General features: G+C 39.9%; 15 protein-coding genes. 13 read left to right on the forward strand and 2 right to left on the reverse strand.

Annotated elements, in window-relative coordinates; all coding sequences use genetic code 11:
• The first annotated feature begins 183 nt into the window (after positions 1-183).
• The 7 genes from UYC_RS0121680 to UYC_RS0121710 all read left to right on the forward strand — a co-directional run bounded on the left by UYC_RS0121680 (position 184) and on the right by UYC_RS0121710 (position 5,463).
• A complete protein-coding gene (locus UYC_RS0121680) occupies positions 184-462 on the forward strand; it encodes a hypothetical protein (RefSeq protein ID WP_016875206.1) in 279 nt (92 codons plus the stop codon).
• Between the two features lie 221 nt (positions 463-683).
• Positions 684-1,019 (forward strand): ArsR/SmtB family transcription factor, encoded by a 336-nt coding sequence (locus tag UYC_RS0121685; protein WP_016875205.1) that lies wholly within the window; start codon positions 684-686, stop codon positions 1,017-1,019.
• The gene (locus UYC_RS0121690; RefSeq protein ID WP_016875204.1) at positions 1,004-1,600 is read left to right on the forward strand and encodes an SRPBCC family protein; all 597 of its coding nucleotides are present in this window, start codon (positions 1,004-1,006) and stop codon (positions 1,598-1,600) included. Before UYC_RS0121685 ends, UYC_RS0121690 begins: the two co-directional genes overlap by 16 nt.
• A gap of 19 nt (positions 1,601-1,619) precedes the next feature.
• Positions 1,620-2,483 (forward strand): nucleotidyltransferase domain-containing protein, encoded by an 864-nt coding sequence (locus UYC_RS0121695; RefSeq protein WP_016875203.1) that lies wholly within the window; start codon positions 1,620-1,622, stop codon positions 2,481-2,483.
• 145 nt (positions 2,484-2,628) lie between these two features.
• Complete coding sequence (gene clpP / locus UYC_RS0121700) at positions 2,629-3,240, forward strand: ATP-dependent Clp endopeptidase proteolytic subunit ClpP (RefSeq protein WP_016875202.1); 612 nt, start codon at positions 2,629-2,631, stop codon at positions 3,238-3,240.
• A 329-nt stretch (positions 3,241-3,569) separates the two neighbouring features.
• Positions 3,570-4,622, forward strand: coding sequence for an NAD-dependent epimerase/dehydratase family protein (locus tag UYC_RS0121705; RefSeq protein WP_016875201.1), 1,053 nt, complete (start codon positions 3,570-3,572; stop codon positions 4,620-4,622).
• Positions 4,623-4,716: 94 nt separating this feature from the next.
• A complete protein-coding gene (locus tag UYC_RS0121710; RefSeq protein ID WP_016875200.1) occupies positions 4,717-5,463 on the forward strand; it encodes an alpha/beta fold hydrolase in 747 nt (248 codons plus the stop codon).
• Here UYC_RS0121710 and UYC_RS0121715 read toward each other — a convergent pair.
• Positions 5,460-7,166, reverse strand: a complete 1,707-nt coding sequence (locus UYC_RS0121715) for an LIC_10190 family membrane protein (RefSeq protein WP_016875199.1) — start codon at positions 7,164-7,166, stop codon at positions 5,460-5,462. The genes UYC_RS0121710 and UYC_RS0121715 overlap by 4 nt on opposite strands.
• Positions 7,167-7,737: 571 nt before the next feature.
• Between UYC_RS0121715 and UYC_RS0121720 the strand changes: the two genes are divergently transcribed.
• Entirely contained in the window at positions 7,738-9,312 is a 1,575-nt protein-coding gene (locus UYC_RS0121720; protein ID WP_016875198.1) for a hypothetical protein, read from the forward strand.
• A 16-nt stretch (positions 9,313-9,328) separates the two neighbouring features.
• Here the strand turns inward: UYC_RS0121720 and UYC_RS0121725 are convergent, their stop codons facing one another.
• Positions 9,329-10,528, reverse strand: coding sequence for an endo-1,4-beta-xylanase (locus UYC_RS0121725; RefSeq protein ID WP_016875197.1), 1,200 nt, complete (start codon positions 10,526-10,528; stop codon positions 9,329-9,331).
• A gap of 868 nt (positions 10,529-11,396) precedes the next feature.
• Here UYC_RS0121725 and UYC_RS0121730 point away from each other — a divergent pair.
• The 5 genes from UYC_RS0121730 (at position 11,397) to UYC_RS0121750 (ending at position 17,625) form a co-directional block, all read left to right on the forward strand.
• Positions 11,397-12,395 (forward strand): glycosyltransferase family 2 protein, encoded by a 999-nt coding sequence (locus UYC_RS0121730; protein WP_016875196.1) that lies wholly within the window; start codon positions 11,397-11,399, stop codon positions 12,393-12,395.
• A 74-nt stretch (positions 12,396-12,469) separates the two neighbouring features.
• Positions 12,470-13,999, forward strand: a complete 1,530-nt coding sequence (locus tag UYC_RS0121735; protein WP_016875195.1) for an NAD(P)/FAD-dependent oxidoreductase — start codon at positions 12,470-12,472, stop codon at positions 13,997-13,999.
• Positions 14,000-14,157: 158 nt separating this feature from the next.
• Positions 14,158-15,117: a glycosyltransferase family 2 protein gene (locus UYC_RS0121740; RefSeq protein WP_016875194.1), complete on the forward strand. Its 960-nt coding sequence runs from the start codon at positions 14,158-14,160 to the stop codon at positions 15,115-15,117.
• A gap of 230 nt (positions 15,118-15,347) precedes the next feature.
• Complete coding sequence (locus UYC_RS0121745) at positions 15,348-16,622, forward strand: glycosyltransferase (protein ID WP_016875193.1); 1,275 nt, start codon at positions 15,348-15,350, stop codon at positions 16,620-16,622.
• Positions 16,573-17,625 carry a glycosyltransferase family 2 protein gene (locus tag UYC_RS0121750; RefSeq protein ID WP_016875192.1) on the forward strand — a complete coding sequence of 351 codons (1,053 nt, stop codon included), beginning with the start codon at positions 16,573-16,575 and terminating at the stop codon, positions 17,623-17,625. Before UYC_RS0121745 ends, UYC_RS0121750 begins: the two co-directional genes overlap by 50 nt.
• Positions 17,626-17,630: the final 5 nt, after the last annotated feature.

Consider the following 17,630-nt stretch of genomic DNA (forward strand, 5'->3'; position numbering starts at 1 on the left):
TTGTTAACTGACACAAAAATTTCTTAAACACGAAATTTTGTACTCAGATTTATGCAATTTAGATTTCGTAATTAACCTGGAAATATATATTTACTGGAATTAAATTTTAATTAGGGTGATCAAATTTAGACGACAAAAAAATAACCGATCGCATAGATGAGTCGAAAGTTTTAGGAGCCAATTATGAGTCATTTATTTGACCAAAAAATTTCTGAGCTTGAATCTGTTGGTTTGTGTAAAGAACTTAGCAATGATGAGAGCGAAATGGTTGCAGGCGGTATGTTTGTGCCATTTATTTACCCTTCCTTTGTTCCCATGATGGGTATATTTAGTGTGCCTTCATCTGCAAGTACTACTAAGCCTGATGAAAATACTACAACTACTGTAGAAAAGGGTGATGGTTGGATGAGTTATACGAGTCAAACTCATGTACACGAGGTAAAATACGAGACCTCACCATAGTTTAGCTGTCTTGAAAATAGGGACTAGGGACTCGGTGCTAGGAACTAGGAATTAAGAAATCCTAGTACCCAATACCCATTTTTAAGAACCGAAGGTGTGTTAAGTTTAACACATCTTTTTTTGTTAGCAAAATTTTTACGAGTCAAAGTTGACATTTAAGCAATTGCTTATATATTATTAGAAGATAGTTAAGTAAATACTTAAATATTTGGTTTACCTAGATGAGTAGACCTGCTGCCAGTGCCGATGTCTTTGTTGCGATCGCAGATCCAACTCGAAGGGCGCTACTAGATCGGTTGCGTCTTGGAGAGCAACCAGTTAAAGAGTTAGCAGAACCATTTGCCATGAGCTTGCCAGCAATTTCTCAGCATTTGCAAGTTCTTTGTGAAGCAGGCTTAGTAGAAATGCGGAAAGCAGGGCGACAGCGCTTGTATCGGTTGAATCCAGAGCCACTGAAGCAGATATCTAACTGGATTGTTCATTACGAGCAGTTCTGGCAAGAAAAACTAGATGCCCTTGGCGACTATTTGGAGGAAAATCAATGCTCCGAAACTTGAAGAAAGAAATTTTCTATCCCTATCCTCCCCAACGAGTTTGGCAGGTACTTACTAATAGCCAAGTACTGGCGGCATGGCTGATGGAAAATGACTTTGAACCGCGTATTGGTCATAGATTTCGATTTATGTGCCCGCCACTGCCAGGGCTAAATGGAAGCATTGATTGTGAAGTGATTGAATTAGATGAGCCAAAGCGGCTTTCGTACACTTGGCAGGATAGTATGATGCGCCAGCCTTCGATTGTGACTTGGACGCTCAAACCTGTAGATGGCGGTACACGAGTGCAACTTGAGCACAAAGAATTGAGGCACGAACTTGTACAGACACCTCATGCCGCGTCTGTGCAAGAGTCAATGCACCATTCTCTATCATGGCAAGGCCAATTTACGCATCAGTCTACAGTAGTAACTCAGACGCTAGCACCAAATGCTCGCAGTATCGTGTTACCGTCAATACCTGTTGGTATGTATGCAGCGTTAGATAGTGTAATTCTTAATTCCTTTTTTAATGGTGGGTGGGACTACAGGCTTAATGAAAAAATGCCACAAGTCTTAGTTAGTCTTGCCAGTAACAATCAATAACAGATGAATTGGAGAAAAAATGAATGACGCCAGCAAACGACTACTTGCTTTGGCGCGAAAAAACGCGGCTAGCTACTTAGTTAATCCAAAATTGAAAGCAATTGGAATCGCTGGTTCTGTTGCTCGTGGAAAAGCCGATATCTACTCAGATATTGACATGAGTATTTATTATGATGAACTACCAACAGATGAAGAATTGAAAGTAGCTTATGAACAAAATCAAGGATCTGACTATAGACTTCATGCTAGCGATCGCCAAGCAGGATACATAGTCGAACAGTACTTTGTTCAAGGCGTCAAATGTGATTTTGGTCATATCACAATTGAGTGTTGCGAGCGGGATATAGACAATTTGCTGGAGCAGTGCAACCCTGACGATCCTCTGCTAAATGTGCTAGCTGGCATCGTTGATATGCTGCCATTGTACAATGGTGAACTGCTTGCACAATGGCAGAAGAAGGTAGCCAACTATCCCGATAAATTAGCTCAAGCAATGGTGAAAAAGCATTTACATTTTCGTGCTTTGTGGGTGCTACAACTTTATGGGATAGAAAGAGATGATGTGCTTTTTTTGACTAATGAATTATTGAATGGAGTCAAGAACATTATTGGGGTGTTGCTGGGCTTAAATCGCTTGTATCATCCTGTTAATTCTGTGCCATTTAAAGGAATGGATAAGTTTATTAATAAAATGGCGATCGCTCCCAATCAACTTTCATTTCGTCTTCAGCAGATTTTTCGTGAAGAACCCCAAATAGCGGTTAATCAACTTGGTGAATTGATAGAGGAAATATTTGTCTTAGTGAAAAAGCATATGCCAGAAGTGGATACAACAGAAGCTTGGCATAATTACAAAATCTGGTCAGATAAATTTCATCCTTAAGCAATTAAATATATATGCTTGAACAAGCTTTTATTAATACAAATACTCAACAATGGCTAAAAGTTGAGAAATTTCCAGGAACACAAATACTGCAATTTCTCAGGAATTTCTAATTCTAAAATATTGAATTTTGGAGATAAAAAATATGAATTCTCCCATTCAACCCAACATACCAATTATTATTCAGCCATCAGAAAGGGGAGAGCGAGCTTTAGATATCTATTCTCGCTTGCTTGCAGAACGCATTGTCTTTTTGAGAGGAGAAGTAAATGAAGAAACAGCTAATTTAGTTGTTGCACAATTACTATTTTTAGATGCTGAAGATTCAGAGCGAGATATTTCATTATTTATCAACAGCCCTGGCGGATCAATTACGGCTGGCATGGCTATTTACGATACGATGAACCAAATCCGCGCTCAAGTTTCTACTGTCTGTGTTGGTGTGGCTGCATCAATGGGAGCATTTTTACTTTCTTCCGGAGCTAAGGGTAAAAGATATGCTTTACCAAATGCTCGAATTATGATTCACCAACCTTCAGGAGGTGCTGAAGGTAAAGCAACTGATATTGAGATAGCAGCCAAAGAAATTTTGTATTTCCGAGAATTAATTAACAGAATCTTAGCTGCTAATACCGGGCAATCAATAGAAAAGATAGAAATGGATTCAGAACGTGACTTTTTTATGAGTGCTGAACAAGCTAAAGATTATGGCTTAATTGACAGCATCATTTTGAAGACACCACGATATAGTCATTAGTCATTGGTCATTAGTAGGGGCGGGTTTATTTTAGATATTTCGTTATTTTGAGAGATTACTAATAAAACCCGTCCGTACAGTAGTTAGTTCAGTAGGGTGTGTTACGGCTATGCAAGGATTTGAGAGTTTAAGAGAATGAGAATTAGCTGTAACGTACCACATGATTGTAGTGGTTTATAATATCATATCCAGCTAATCAAACTGAATAAAAATGTTTGCTCGTAGTGAGGACTAAAGTCCTCAAGCCAGGACTGAAGTCCTTACTACAAACTATTTATTATGGGTAATTTAGCGGACATTATAATAAAGCATATTTTGGAGGAATAATTATGAAAATTTTAATCATTGGCGGCACCAATTTTATCGGCCCTCCTGTAGTTTCTCAGCTTGTGAAAATGGGGCATGAGATAATAGTATTTCATCGGGGGAAAACAACAGCTAAATTGCCATCAAATGTGCATGAAATTTTGGGCGATCGCTCCCAACTTCCGAACATGAAAAACGAGTTGCAGCAGCTTTCGCTCGATGTCGTCTTAGATATGGTTGCATACACTGAGCAAGATGCACAAACTCTAGTAAATACATTTGAGGGAATTGCTCAACGTGCGGTTGTAATTAGCAGTATGGATGTCTATCGTGCCTATGGGGTGATTTTGGGCAGAGAATCTGATGTTTTACCAGTGCCGCTCACTGAAGATTCACCTTTACGTTCCTCATTCTATCCATTTCGAGAAATGCCCAATCGACCTCTCAATGCACCGATAGATTATGAAAAAATTTTAGTGGAACGAGTGATAATGGGCAACTCCAACTTACCAGGGACAATTGTACGATTGCCGATGGTTTACGGTGCTAACGATCCACTACATCGCCTCTTTCCCTACTTGCAACGCATGGATGAAAATCGCCCTGCTATCGTAGTGCCAGAGAAGATTGCCAGATGGCGTGGTTCTTATGGATATGTAGAGAATGTGGCGTATGCGATCGCTTTAGCAGTCACAAAGGAAACGGCAGCAAGTCGTATTTATCACGTTGCGGATGCAGAAGTACTGAGCGAGGCGGAACGCATTGCCAAAGTCAAGGAAGTAGCAGGATGGCAAGGCAGAGTTGTTGTCGTGCCTCAAGAGGATTTGCCCGCAGATTGGCAATTGCCTTTGAATCCTGAGCAAGACTGGTTTGTAGATACAACTCGCATTCGTCAAGAATTGGGATACAGCGAAATTGCGCCACTAGATGAGGCACTGCGACGAACTATTGACTGGCAAAGAAGCCATCCACCCGAACAAGCCCAGCAATTTGCCGCACCTTGGCTGCTGGATTATGCAACGGAAGATCAGATTTTGGGCGTTGCTGATTTCATCTATGAAAATAATTTTGCGTAATGCCAAAACCCCTGCCCAGACGCGATATATCGCGTCTCTACATCCAGATTCATACCGCAATTGAGCAACGCCAGATTTTGAGCAAGGAGTTAAGATGAGTATTTTTTGTTTAGTTCACGCCGCTTATCTAGGTGCGTGGGCTTGGGATCTAGTAATTCCCTATTTACAAGCCCAAGGACACAAGGCGATAGCAATGGATTTACCTATTGAAAATCCCTCCGCCACTCTATCAGATTTTGCAGAAGCCGTAGTGCGATCGCTCCCACCAGATGAAAACGATGTGATACTTGTGGGAACCTCAATGGCTGGTACTGTGATTCCCCTTGTTGTCAACCAGCACCCAGTTCGCAAGCTCGTGTTCCTTGCCGCACTTATCCCATACCCAGGCATGAATATGATTGAACAAACTTATGAAGATATTCCTCCTGATATGGCGAAGGCAGTAGGTTACGAGCAGCCAGAAGCCAGTAAACTTGAGCAGGTGCGTGACGAGCCTGATATATTTAATCCGGCTTCGCTGGGGAAAAACTTTGAAGATGAAGCAGTGGCGATGGAATTTTTCTTTCACGACTGCAAACCTGATGTCGCGAGTTGGGCAATATCTAAGATGCGAAATCATCTATCATCTGCACATATAACAGAGGTTTTTCCCTTGGCAGCTTTACCAGATATAGAGTCTGTCTATATTGTCTGCACCGAGGATAGAATAATTTCCCCTCAATGGTCAAGATATGCTGCACGTAAGCGTCTGGGAGTTGATGCGATAGAATTATCCGCAGGACATTGCCCTTATTTGTCTCATCCTGCTCAACTTGCTGATATTCTATTGACTTTGTGTTAATCCTTGGTGTAAATAAATCCCCCTGCAATGCCGCGATCGCGATCGCGTAGTCTGACATTTGGTTCAATCTCAAATCCGCAGGGTAGTTCTGTTGCCCAGCACAGTTTCTTATTTAGAGGATAAAAGTAAACAATATCATTTACCCGTCTTTGGATTACCGGAACTCTTTGCATTGCTGGAGGCAACAACCATTGAGATGTTGTGTGAGTTTGAGTGAAGATGGCAACGATAGCAGCTATGAAGGCAAGTGAAAAAGCGATCGCACTTGGCTGAGAATATTTAGACACCATCGACACGCTCTGCGACAGTAGCGACTGAGCATAAATGGCTATTAATAGGGATGGAATCAAAAGAAGGTAAGGCAGAGCAAACCGAAAGAAGGGAGCAGTCATCATTAAAAACAGGAAACCCAAGACTTCAATTGCTACAATCCAGTACTTGCCTTTGATTGGAATTTTGCGAAATGATTTGAAGGTAATAATCATCCCTACGATAGTTGCAATCACCACTGCCACCATTACCTGATTGGGGCGCTCAGAGTTTAGCCAAGTCAACAATAACCACAGCCACCGATTTCTCCCCTCTGGGGGCTTCCCGTACCAGTTGCTCCAACCGTGGGTTCCCTGGGCAACTTGATTGATATTTTGTGCATCAGGCAACCAAGGTAAATCGAGACAGAAGATAGAAGAAGGATACAATGGACAGCTAGATGCTTTGATGCCAGCAGCTAGCATGGGAGCCAGCAACACCAAAGCGATCGCACCACCAATGCAAAGTTTTGTGATTGAGCGCCGATGGTGAACTGCATAAAATAGGCTCGTCACAAGCATGAGGGGAATGGCTGTTAGCTTAATCGTCAAAGCTCCCACCGATAGGATCAGCGGTACTGCCTGGGCGTTACCATTACCTAGATTTTTTGAATCTGGCAAGGTTGATGACTGAGGATTTGACACTACTAAAATTGCCCAACATCCAATCCCAATTAGCAATCCCGTAGGCAAATCTGGAGAAGGAGAAATCAGGATTTCTCGAAAAAGGTTATATAAAAGCGTAAAGGGCAAGAGCAGCCCCAGAAAGGCGAGCGCAAACCAATCGCTGAATAAAGCTTTTCCTTTGATACTGTGCCTCAGACAAGCTAGAAAATGTAATATTGCTAGCAAGAAAATAAATCCATTGGTGACAGCACTTACCCGTGCCTCCAGACTAGGTGGATTGAACGGAGCTGCCAGTGCAAACCACGATGAGGTAAAGCCCAAATTACTGAAAATTAATGCGACACCTGTGACTGTTCCGTACTGATGAAGCCATTGAATTACTGAATAGTGGTAAAGCCCTGTGTCAATCCAAGTCACTTGCCGATTTGTGAAAGCAGCCACAGCGATCGCTAATCCGATGTAGCTCAGAACTAGTTGCCAGGATGATGCTTTCAACAACGCCACTACCTCAATACGGGTGCGTCTAGATACAAAAGAGACTCCACAAAGAGTGACTGCAACCAGTATGCCAGTCAGCGAAGATAATGGTAAAACTAGAGAAACTGCTAATAAACAGATAGAGAGCACGATCATGCCTAGCCATTCAGCAGCCATGAGGCGATCGCCAACTCTAGTAAAAAGGTTTGCCCCTAAGTAATTTAACAGCGCAATTCCAATTACACTGCAACTGATGAGCAAAACAGTCCAGCTAGCAATAAAATACAGCATAAGCAAAAGCACTTACTTTAGAGTCAAGGAGTCTAAATCTAGAAGTAGGGAAAACCATTCACCGTCATCACTCTCCTACAATTAAAACTTGACTTTATAAGTCATTTCTAAAGGAATCAAAACTCAAGCAGTCTAAATTCCCTTTTTCTCTTTCCCAGGCTGGCAGCCCAAGAAAGCATTGATTGAGGCTCTGCCTGATGAAGAGGAGGCACAGCCTTACAGTTTTCATCACCATGCAGAGCATGGTAATGAGAAAAAATAAGCTTGTGTGTACACCGTAGACGCTCAGGGAAATACGAATATTCAGTACTATGATTTAAGATTTATTGGTATTATTGGACTAACTTTTGCATCAACCAGCTAGAAATAAGTACCTAAACAAAATTAATTACACATTTTCTATGCTGTTCCCTCTTCCCTGTTCCCTTGCCTCCACCCGTAACTTTAATTTTGCCTAACCACTTATCCGTTATTCAAAACCTGTGCCTCTACCTCCACAAACTTGGCTACTAGGTCAATGTTTAACTTAATGTCCACATTTGATTGTCAACTTAAGTCTTAATATACTGCTATGGAAAATAGCCAAACTAATGTTCGGAATAAATTCCTAAATCTAAGTTTGAAAAATCAAACTAATTTTACAATTTTACTAGTTTCCATTTTCTTTATTTTGAGTCTTGTTGGTATTGTTAATCATGAAATGTGGCGAGATGAGCTACAAGCATGGCTGATAGCTAGAGATAGCTCATCCTTGATTGATGTATTCAACAATTTGAGATACGAAGGACATCCCGGATTATGGCACACCTTTTTGTATATCATCACTCGTTTCACCCATAATCCGATTGCAATGCAGTTTTTTCATTTGCTGATTGCTACGCTTGTCATTTATACTTTTGTCAAATATTCACCTTTTAATAGATTACAAAAAGCTTTATTTACTTTCGGATATTTTCCTTTTTTTGAATATAACTTAATCAGTAGGAATTACAATTTAGGAGTTCTTTTTCTTTTTCTGTTTTGTTGTTTGTTCCCAAAACGTCACCAGAGTTATGTATGGTTAGCTATTCTTCTGGCGTTAATGGTAAATACAAATGTTTATATAATGATAATTGCTTTGTCTTTAGCAATGACATTATTTATTGAATATGTTTTTAATCAAAATCTAAGGAATCATTACTCTCGCAACAAGAAAAATCTAATTTTCAGCTTGGCTATATTTTCTTTAGGATTAATAGTTTCTCTCAGCCAAATTCTAAGAGTGACTTCTGTTAATACTCCATCACAAGCAGGAAATACAATTGTAGTTACACAGTTTGAAATATTAATTAATAGTGTAAAAAAACTTGCTGGAATAATTACATTAATATCAAGAAGTTACATTCCTATACCACAATTTTTGAATTTTCAATTTTGGAATACTAGTATCTTTCCACCTGCAATATCTCTATTACTTTCAATAATTTTGTTGTGTTTTGCTATATGTATTTTTATCCGAAAACCATTTGTACTTTTTCTTTACTGTTCTGGAACCTTTGGCATTCTTTTGTTTGCATACACAAAAATTCGAGGAGTATTAAGACATCATGGACACTTATTTATATTATTTATAGCTTGTTTATGGCTTTACCATTATTATCAAAATTCTAGCTGGTCTATTCCGAGATTTAAAAGGTTTACGAATTTTTGGTATAAACAAAAAGATAAATTAATAACTAGTATTTTATTAACTCATCTGTTTGCAGGAATCTTTGCATTTAGTATAGATTTAGCTTATCCGTTTTCTGCTAGTAGAGATGCAGCTAAATATATTATTAATAATCAATTAAATAACAATATCATTATTGGCAGTAAAGATTATATAATTTCTCCTTTGGCTGCTCTTTTAGATAGAAAAATCTATTATCCTGAAATTAATAGCTTTGGCAGCTTTATTGATTGGGGTAAAAGAAAAAATGTCAAGTCGCAAGAAGTGATAGAACAGGTTAATAGTTTTGTTATGCAAACAAACAATCAGATTCTATTAATTTTAAATTCTCCTTTGACAATCGAACCCCCTAACCTTCAGATATCTCCGCTCCAAAGCTTTAGTAAAACACTTGCTGGCGACGAAAAGTATTATTTGTATTTGGTGCAAAGAAAGTAGATTTGTATGGTAACTCCTAGAATCCGCGCTTGGGAGCCTTGTCGAAAGCGCGTGCTATGGCATACCATGCTAGTTTGCGCTCCATGTGTGCATTAAGTGGCAAGGGGCGCACTGATGCACTATCTTTCCGAGATTTTCGATCGCGCAGCCAGGTATAGCGATCGCTTAATCCCCAAGTCAAAACAGCAATTACTGCTTTTTCATCCAAAACTACCGACAGAAAATCTTCATAAATTCCGGCAATGAGGCGATCGCGTACCAAAACATTCTTAGGCAGCATATTATCTGCCACATCCAGTTCGGTAATCATAATTTTCAAACCCATATCCGCAACATCTTTCAAAAAAGCCCTTAACTTTTTAGTGTTAAAAGGAGCTTCTCCTTCTAGGTGAGCTTGAATGCCAAGAGCCTGCACTGGTGTTCCCTTTGACTTCAAGCGCTCTAGCAACTTTAAAACAGCAGTTCTTTTCGCTTCATCATTAGGAGTGCTGTGCTCCAATCCATAGTCGTTGTAAACTAATAACGCTTTCGGATCTGCTTGTGCTGCCACACGAAAGGCAAAGTCAATATAATTTGGCCCTAAAAACTTCAACCACGGTGTGTTTCGCAAATAATCAGCTCGCCCGTGTTCAGGAAAAACAGCCTCGTTAACCACATCCCATGAGTGAATTTTCCCAGCATAATGCTTAACGACTGTTGTAATATGTTTCAGCATGATCTGCTCGGCATTTTGACTATTGACTCTAGCCTTAAACCACTCCGGTAAGCTTTTGTGCCATACCAAAGTGTGCCCGCGAAAAAACATATTATTCTTGCTGGCAAAATTAGCTAGCCAATCGCTCCGAGTAAAGTCAAAACTGTTTAGACTAGGACGAAGCATTTTCCACTTCAGTTCATTCTCTGGTACTAGCATGGCGCATTCTTGAGCAAACCTAGTCGCGAACTTAGTATCTGAGCGCAATATAGATGTTTGAGTGGCAGCTCCATAAATTAATCCTTTTGCTGCCGCTCGGTTACGCAAAGGAGTATTCTCTGCCACTGAAAAATCTCTACTCTTTTGAGCAGTCACTTGAATAGGATTTTTGCCATGCCCATATCTACTAGCGATCGCCAAGGCATCTGTTCCCACAAAACTACCCATGCCCAATAAAAAATGGCGTCGCCCTATTAAGACTTGTTTTTTTGTCACTGCAAATCCTTGCCTTGTAATATCCATCCTACAAGAGTCCCGACTTCTCACCAGAATTGGGGGATCTGTGTTTTTAGTTTATTTGTGTTGGCTTACTATCTAATTTTGAATTTTAGACTGGATACGAATAAAAATAATTCTATTTTTCTATATTTCTCGATATTTAGTAGAACAAAGAGAATGGGAAACGCAGCCAAATCCAATAACTAATAATTTCGGCAGAGAATGTTGACAGTGGTAAAAGTTCGGCTGTTAGCTTGTATCAGTAGTATCCCAATAAATAAAATTTTTTTCAGTCTTTTAACCATTTCATAACCTTCTTTAACCTTTACATAATAATTGTTAACCTAAATATAAATAAAAGCGCTAATAAATAATTCCGGGACTAATCTAAAGCTTGAAATGATTACTGAGTAAGCCTTTTGAACAGACAAAACATTAGCAAATGATTTGGCAACTCCTAAATCTTATTACTATTTAGTTTGAAATATTTGACAAGCTTATCTAACAATAAATGTTTATTTTTATACTTAAAAACGCGTAATTGTAGCTATTTATATGCGCATTTATCAAAAATATTAGCTACTAGAAGTAAAAATTATTACTATGTTTTTATCAAGAATTTTAATAACAAATCTGGGAATCATAAAATATTAGAATTAGAATTAAATATGAAATTTTAGTAAAGATGTAGACAAAATTATTTGCCATATTTACATAAATCATTTTTATATCGGATGTAAGATTTGAGATGTAGTTAATTTTCTGTAATTGTTTCTATTACTTCTAAAATTAAGTAAAAAGTCAAACATGAGAAATGAAGTAGTAGAAATTTTTAGTTATTTTTATCGTTCGTTTGAACGGTTAATTAGACCTTCCACAACCGATTGTAAAAATGACTTTACCTGCTAAATTGGTGATTTCAGTCATTATTCCAGTTCACAATGGAGGTGCTAGCTTTCGCTACTGCCTATCTAGTTTGGCTAATGCCATGCCTGCTCCCGCTGAAATCATCGTTGTAGCGGATGGAGATACAGATGGCTCATGGCTTGTAGCCAAGGAATTTGGCGCAAAAGTACTGAGAATACCTACATCTGGTGGCCCGGCTAAAGCGCGTAATCTAGGTGCGCGTGCCGCAATAGGTGATATTCTCTTCTTTATAGACGCTGATGTAACCATCACTCCAGATGCCATTGGCAAGGTGGAGAAGGCTTTTAGTGATGAACCAGAATTGGCTGCTCTGATTGGCTCATATGACGACGCACCTGGTGCAAGCAATTTTTTGTCGCAGTATAAAAACTTGTTTCACCACTATACTCATCAGACAGCAAAGGAAGAAGCGTTTACATTCTGGGGTGCTTGCGGAGCTATTCGACGTGAGATATTCCTGGGCTTAGGAGGCTTCGATGAAAGTTATCGCCGACCGAGCATTGAAGATATTGAGTTAGGCTATCGTTTGAAAAACGCTGGCTACAAAATTCGACTTTGCAAAGATTTGCAAGTTAAGCACTTAAAGTATTGGGGTATAGTTTCTTTATTAAAAGCTGAGATTTTTTACCGTGCTCTACCTTGGACTGAATTGATTTGGCGCGATCGCCAGTTAAGTAACGATTTGAATCTAGGGCTTAATAGCCGCTTGAGCGTGATTTTGACCTATGGACTTGTCATCTCATTGCTTGCTGCTTGGTGGTCACCAGGATTTCTAGCAGTAGCTTTTGTGTTAGGCTTTTTACTTTTCGTGTTGAATCTCCAAGTTTATCGTTTCTTCCATCACAAGCGCGGTTTTTGGTTTGCGCTGCGTGTCATTCCGTGGCATTGGCTTTACTACCTTTATGGCGGTCTAGCATTTGTAATAGGGACAGCCCGCTACATTTTTTCTGTCAGGTTTGCATAGGCATAGTGTATTTAATGCTACATACAAATTTTAGAAAAAATACATCTGCAATCATCACCAATAGGAAAATATCAATGGAAAAGTATCCTGTTGTCATTATTGGCGCTGGCCCAGCTGGTTTGACTGCTGCTTATCAATTAGTTAAACAAGGTATTAAACCTATTGTGATTGAACAAGCTGACAAAGTTGGCGGTATCTCCCGCACAGAGATGTACAAAGGCTATCGTTTTGACATCGGTGGTCATCGCTTTTTCACCAAAGTTACAGAAGTGCAACAGCTTTGGCAAGAAGTTTTAAAAGACGATTTCATCAAAGTCCCTCGGATGTCGCGGATCTACTACCAGGGTAAATTTTTCAACTATCCCCTTTCTCTGTTCAATACACTGTCCAATCTGGGTATCAAACAAAGCTTGTTGATTTTATTGAGCTACCTCAAGGCAAAACTCAAAGCGAGATTGCAACCTGGGGCTGAACCTGAAAATTTTGAAGAATGGGTAAGCGATCGCTTTGGTGGTCGTCTCTACCAAATATTCTTCAAGACTTATACCGAGAAGGTATGGGGAATTCCCTGTACTCAAATTCGTGCAGACTGGGCAGCACAACGGATTCAAGGAATGTCGCTCAAAAGAGCAGTTATCAATGCTGTGTTCGGAAGTCAGAATGCCAAAAGCTTAATCAAGGAATTTGACTATCCGATTTTAGGGCCGGGAATGATGTGGGAGCGATTTCAGGAAGAGGTAGAAAGTAAAGGTGCTCCAGTCCTTCTTAATACTCAAGTAACCCGTGTAGAACGAGAAGGCGATCGCATTCAGAGTATTACAGTCCGACAAGGAGAGAAGACAATCCAATATTCTGGTGACCACTTCATCTCTAGTATGCCGGTGAGCGCATTGATTAATCGACTAGATCCTCCAGCACCTGAGTATGTTTTGGAAGCTTCCCGCGGTCTTAAATACCGAGATTTCTTGATTGTGTCGCTAATTATTGATGAAGAAAGCCTATTTCCCGACAACTGGCTTTACATCCACAGCCCAGAGTTCAAAGTCGGACGGATTCAGAATTTTAAAAATTGGAGTCCAGCAATGGTACCCGATCCAAGCAAAACTTGCTTGGGGATGGAATACTTTTGCAGTCAGGGCGATGAAATTTGGGAAATGTCTGACACAAAGCTGATTGATTTAGCTAGTCGTGAAATTGTTGAATTGGGTTTAGTAAAAAAGTTCAGCAATATAGAAGATGGAGTTGTAATTCGACAGCGTAAAGCCTATCCGGTGTACGACGGTGAATATCGCCAACATCTGCAAGTGATTCAAGATTATCTAGAAACCTTTGAAAACCTACAAACTGTTGGTCGCAATGGAATGCATCGATATAATAATCAAGACCACTCGATGCTAACAGGAATGCTTGCTGTCAGAAATATCTTGGGAGAAAAACACGATTTGTGGAATGTTAACACTGAGCGCTCTTACTACGAGGAATTTACAAAACAGGAATGGCAGTCGAAAGAACTGTCATTAGATAATAAAAATTACGTAACTGTATTAGAGGTAGATAGTCAGAATCAGGAGCAAGAACTTGTAAGCCAATCTAAAATCAAGTAATTTACATCTGATGTGAATTAAAATGGCAACCAAAAACCATGTTTTAGAAATCGAACACAGATGGACACAGATAAACACAGATAATTTATCCGTGTGCATCTGTGTTTATCCGGTGGCCATTATTATCTAAAAATTGGATTTTGCAATCAATTAGAAATATGAACAGTCTAAATTATCAAGATAAAAATAGACTGACGGCTGATAAATATAGCCCACTTGTTTCCGTTATCATTCCAGTTTTCAATCATGCTCAAAATCTGAAAATTTGTTTAGAGGCTTTAGAAAATCAAACTTATCCAAAGCATTTTTACGAGGTTATTGTTGTTGATAACGGTTCGGATCAAGACGAAGATATCGAGGGTGTGGTTGCTCAGTTTGGACAGGCGATCGCTACTTCAGAAAGTCTTCCTGGCTCCTACGCAGCTCGCAACAAAGGAATATCTTTGGCAAAGGGAGAGGTAATTGCTTTTACTGATGCCGATTGCATTCCCGCTAGTGATTGGATTGAAAAGGGTGTGAAAAATTTGCTGCAAGTTCCTAATTGTGGTTTAGTTGCAGGCAAAGTAGAAGTCTTCCTCAAAGATCCAAATCGAGCAACGCCTGTGGAACTCTACGAGAGTATTATGGCTCTTCCCCAAAAGGAATTTCTGGAAAAGCATAAATATGGAGCAACGGCTAATGTTTTTACTTTTAGAAGTGTGATTGAAAAAGTTGGGTTATTTGATGCCACATTAAAATCTAGTGGTGATGCTGAGTGGGGACAGCGTGTTTATTCGTTTGGTTATCAACAGATTTATGCAGATGACACTCGCGTAGCTCATCCGGCCAGATATTCTTTTGCTCAACTCTATAAAAGAACAATCCGATTGGCTGGGGGATTTTTTGATTTGCAAATCAAGAAGCAATCCTCTAATTTGAGACAAAATATTTTATTTTTGGAGAATTTAGTTAAAAATTTGATTCCTCCTTTGATGTGGGTTGGTAGCGCTTTTTTAGATGCAAGATTAAAAAATTTTGATGAAAAAATCAAGGTTGCTTTTGTGATGTTCTTTATTAGATATACATATGCATGGGAGTTAATACGGCTGAGATTTGGAGGTGTTTCTGCAAGAGAATAACAGGACTTATACACGAGTTATGGAATAATAAACCGCAGAGTACACATTAGACGCGGAGCGGCTTCCCGTAAGGGTAGGACACGGAGTCAAGAGGATTTTAGAGGGATTTTGCGTAAGTTTTAAATAATAAGAATAGCAGTGACTAAGCATTAAGAATTATATTTATTAAGGGCATTAAAATAAAAGCAACTCAACAGTAACTCGAAGTGAAAATCTAGAAAATAATTATTATGCAAATAGCTTTTATTGTCTGGGAGTTTCCAATTTTATCAGAAACATTTATATTGAATCAAATTGTCGGTTTAATTAAACGGGGGCATGAGGTTGATATCTATGCCAGCCAACAGGGCGATATCTCGAAAGTCCATCCAGATGTGACAAAATATCAACTACTTGAGCGTACTTACTATTTAAATCAAATACCAAAAAATCTTCTGTGGCGGTTTGTAAAAGGTATTGGATTGCTGTGCGTCAATTTCTACAAAGACCCCTTGCTATATCTGCGATCGCTAAACTTTTTTAAGTATGGTAAAGAAGCGATTTCGTTGTGGTTGTTGTATACAGCCATACCTTTATTGCAAAAGTCATACGATATCATTCATTGCCAATTTGGGACACAAAGTTTCAGCGGCATGGCATTTCGTCACATGAATGCTCCTAAAGCAAAATTAATTACCACATTTCGCGGGCATGATATCAGCAGCTATGTTCAACAGCGCGGCGATCGCATTTACAGCCAACTATTCCGCAGCGGAGACTTTTTTCTTGCTAACTGCGAGTATTTTAGACAACGAGCGATCGCGCTTGGCTGCGACCCAAATAAAATTGTCGTACATGGTTCGGGAATTGATTGCAGTTGTTTTCGCTTTGCCCCCCGTTACCCCCACCCCGACGGGAAAGTGCGGATTGCTACCACTGGTCGCCTTGTAGAAAAAAAAGGTATAGAGTACAGCATTAGGGCAGTGGCGAAACTAGCAAAAACCAACCCAAATATTGAGTACAACATCATTGGTGATGGCCCTTTAAAACAAGAGTTGCAGGAATTAATACAGGAGTTGGATGTAAGTCATATAGTCAATTTACTAGGTCAGAAAAACCAACAAGAGCTGATTGAAATTCTCGACAACTCGCATATTTTTACAGCACCCTGCGTCACAGCTAAAGATGGCAACCAAGATGCGCCAGTGAATGTCTTAAAAGAAGCGATGGCAATGGGTTTGCCAGTTGTTAGCACTTTACACGGTGGTGTACCTGAACTGGTAGAAGATGGTGTTTCTGGCTTTCTGGTTCCAGAGCGTGACGTAGATGCTTTGGCTGAGAAATTAGGTTATCTGATCGAGCATTCAGAAATTTGGCCCCAAATGGGCAAATCTGGGCGTGCATATGTAGAAAAACACTATGACATCGAAAAGCTTAACGACGAGCTAGTCGAAATTTACTATGGAGTTGCCAATTATGAACGACGAACTAGTTACGATTGTTGTTGTCCCGCGAGAGCGTTTTAGCTGTGCTCATGAATCGCTGGAGAGTATTTACGAACACACAGATTTTCCCTTCCAATTAGTTTATGTAGATGGTAATTCACCTGCTAAGATTCGGCGTTATTTAGAAGCGCAAGCACAGGCTAAGGGATTTCAACTGCTTCGGACTGATTATTACCTCTGGCCTAACCATGCTAGAAACTTGGGTTTGCGTCAGGTGAAAACAAAGTATGTTGTCTTTATTGATAACGACGTGATTGTTTCTCCTGGCTGGCTGAAAGCTTTGGTTGAGTGTGCTGAGGCAACAGAAGCCACTGTTGTCGGGCCTTTAATGTGCCAAAATGAGCCTTTACACGAAATTGTACATTTTGCAGGCGGAGAATCGCATATTTGGCTTGATAAAACGGGCGAGCAAGCTAGACAGCGGCTGCGAGAGAAAATGTACAAACAAGGTCAGTTGGTCAAGGATGTACACAACCAACTGCAACGCACCCAAACTGAACTAGCAGAGTTCCACTGCGTACTCGCGCGCACGGCAATATTTGAGCGAATTGGCTTTTTAGATGAAGCGATGCTCAATACCAAAGAGCATCTAGATTTTTGCATGAGTGTCAGGCAGGCAGGCGGTACTGTCTACTTTGAACCTGCCTCTATTGTGACCTATGTTCCAGGGCCGCCTTTAGAGTGGACAGACTTACATTACTATATGCTGCGTTGGAGTGATGCCTGGCAGCTTGGTAGCTTACACCGCTTGCGTGACAAATGGAATCTAGCTGAGGATGGATATTTCCAAGCCAAATACAAGAAATTGGGATGGAGGCGACAAATGTCAATTCTGAGTCCTTTAAACCGTCTCCTTACCTTTGGGTTGAGCAATCACTTGGGCGATCGCATCTTAATTCCTTTAGACAAGATGTTGAACCGCTATCTCACTGATCGTTATGCTAAACAGCAAGCTCAACGGATGCAACAGCAAGCGTCAGAGCAGGCACACCAATCAACAACTAGAGCATTATCGCAAACTTGAACTAG

The sequence above is a fragment of the Chlorogloeopsis fritschii PCC 6912 genome (genome assembly GCF_000317285.1).
GTDB lineage: Bacteria > Cyanobacteriota > Cyanobacteriia > Cyanobacteriales > Nostocaceae > Chlorogloeopsis > Chlorogloeopsis fritschii.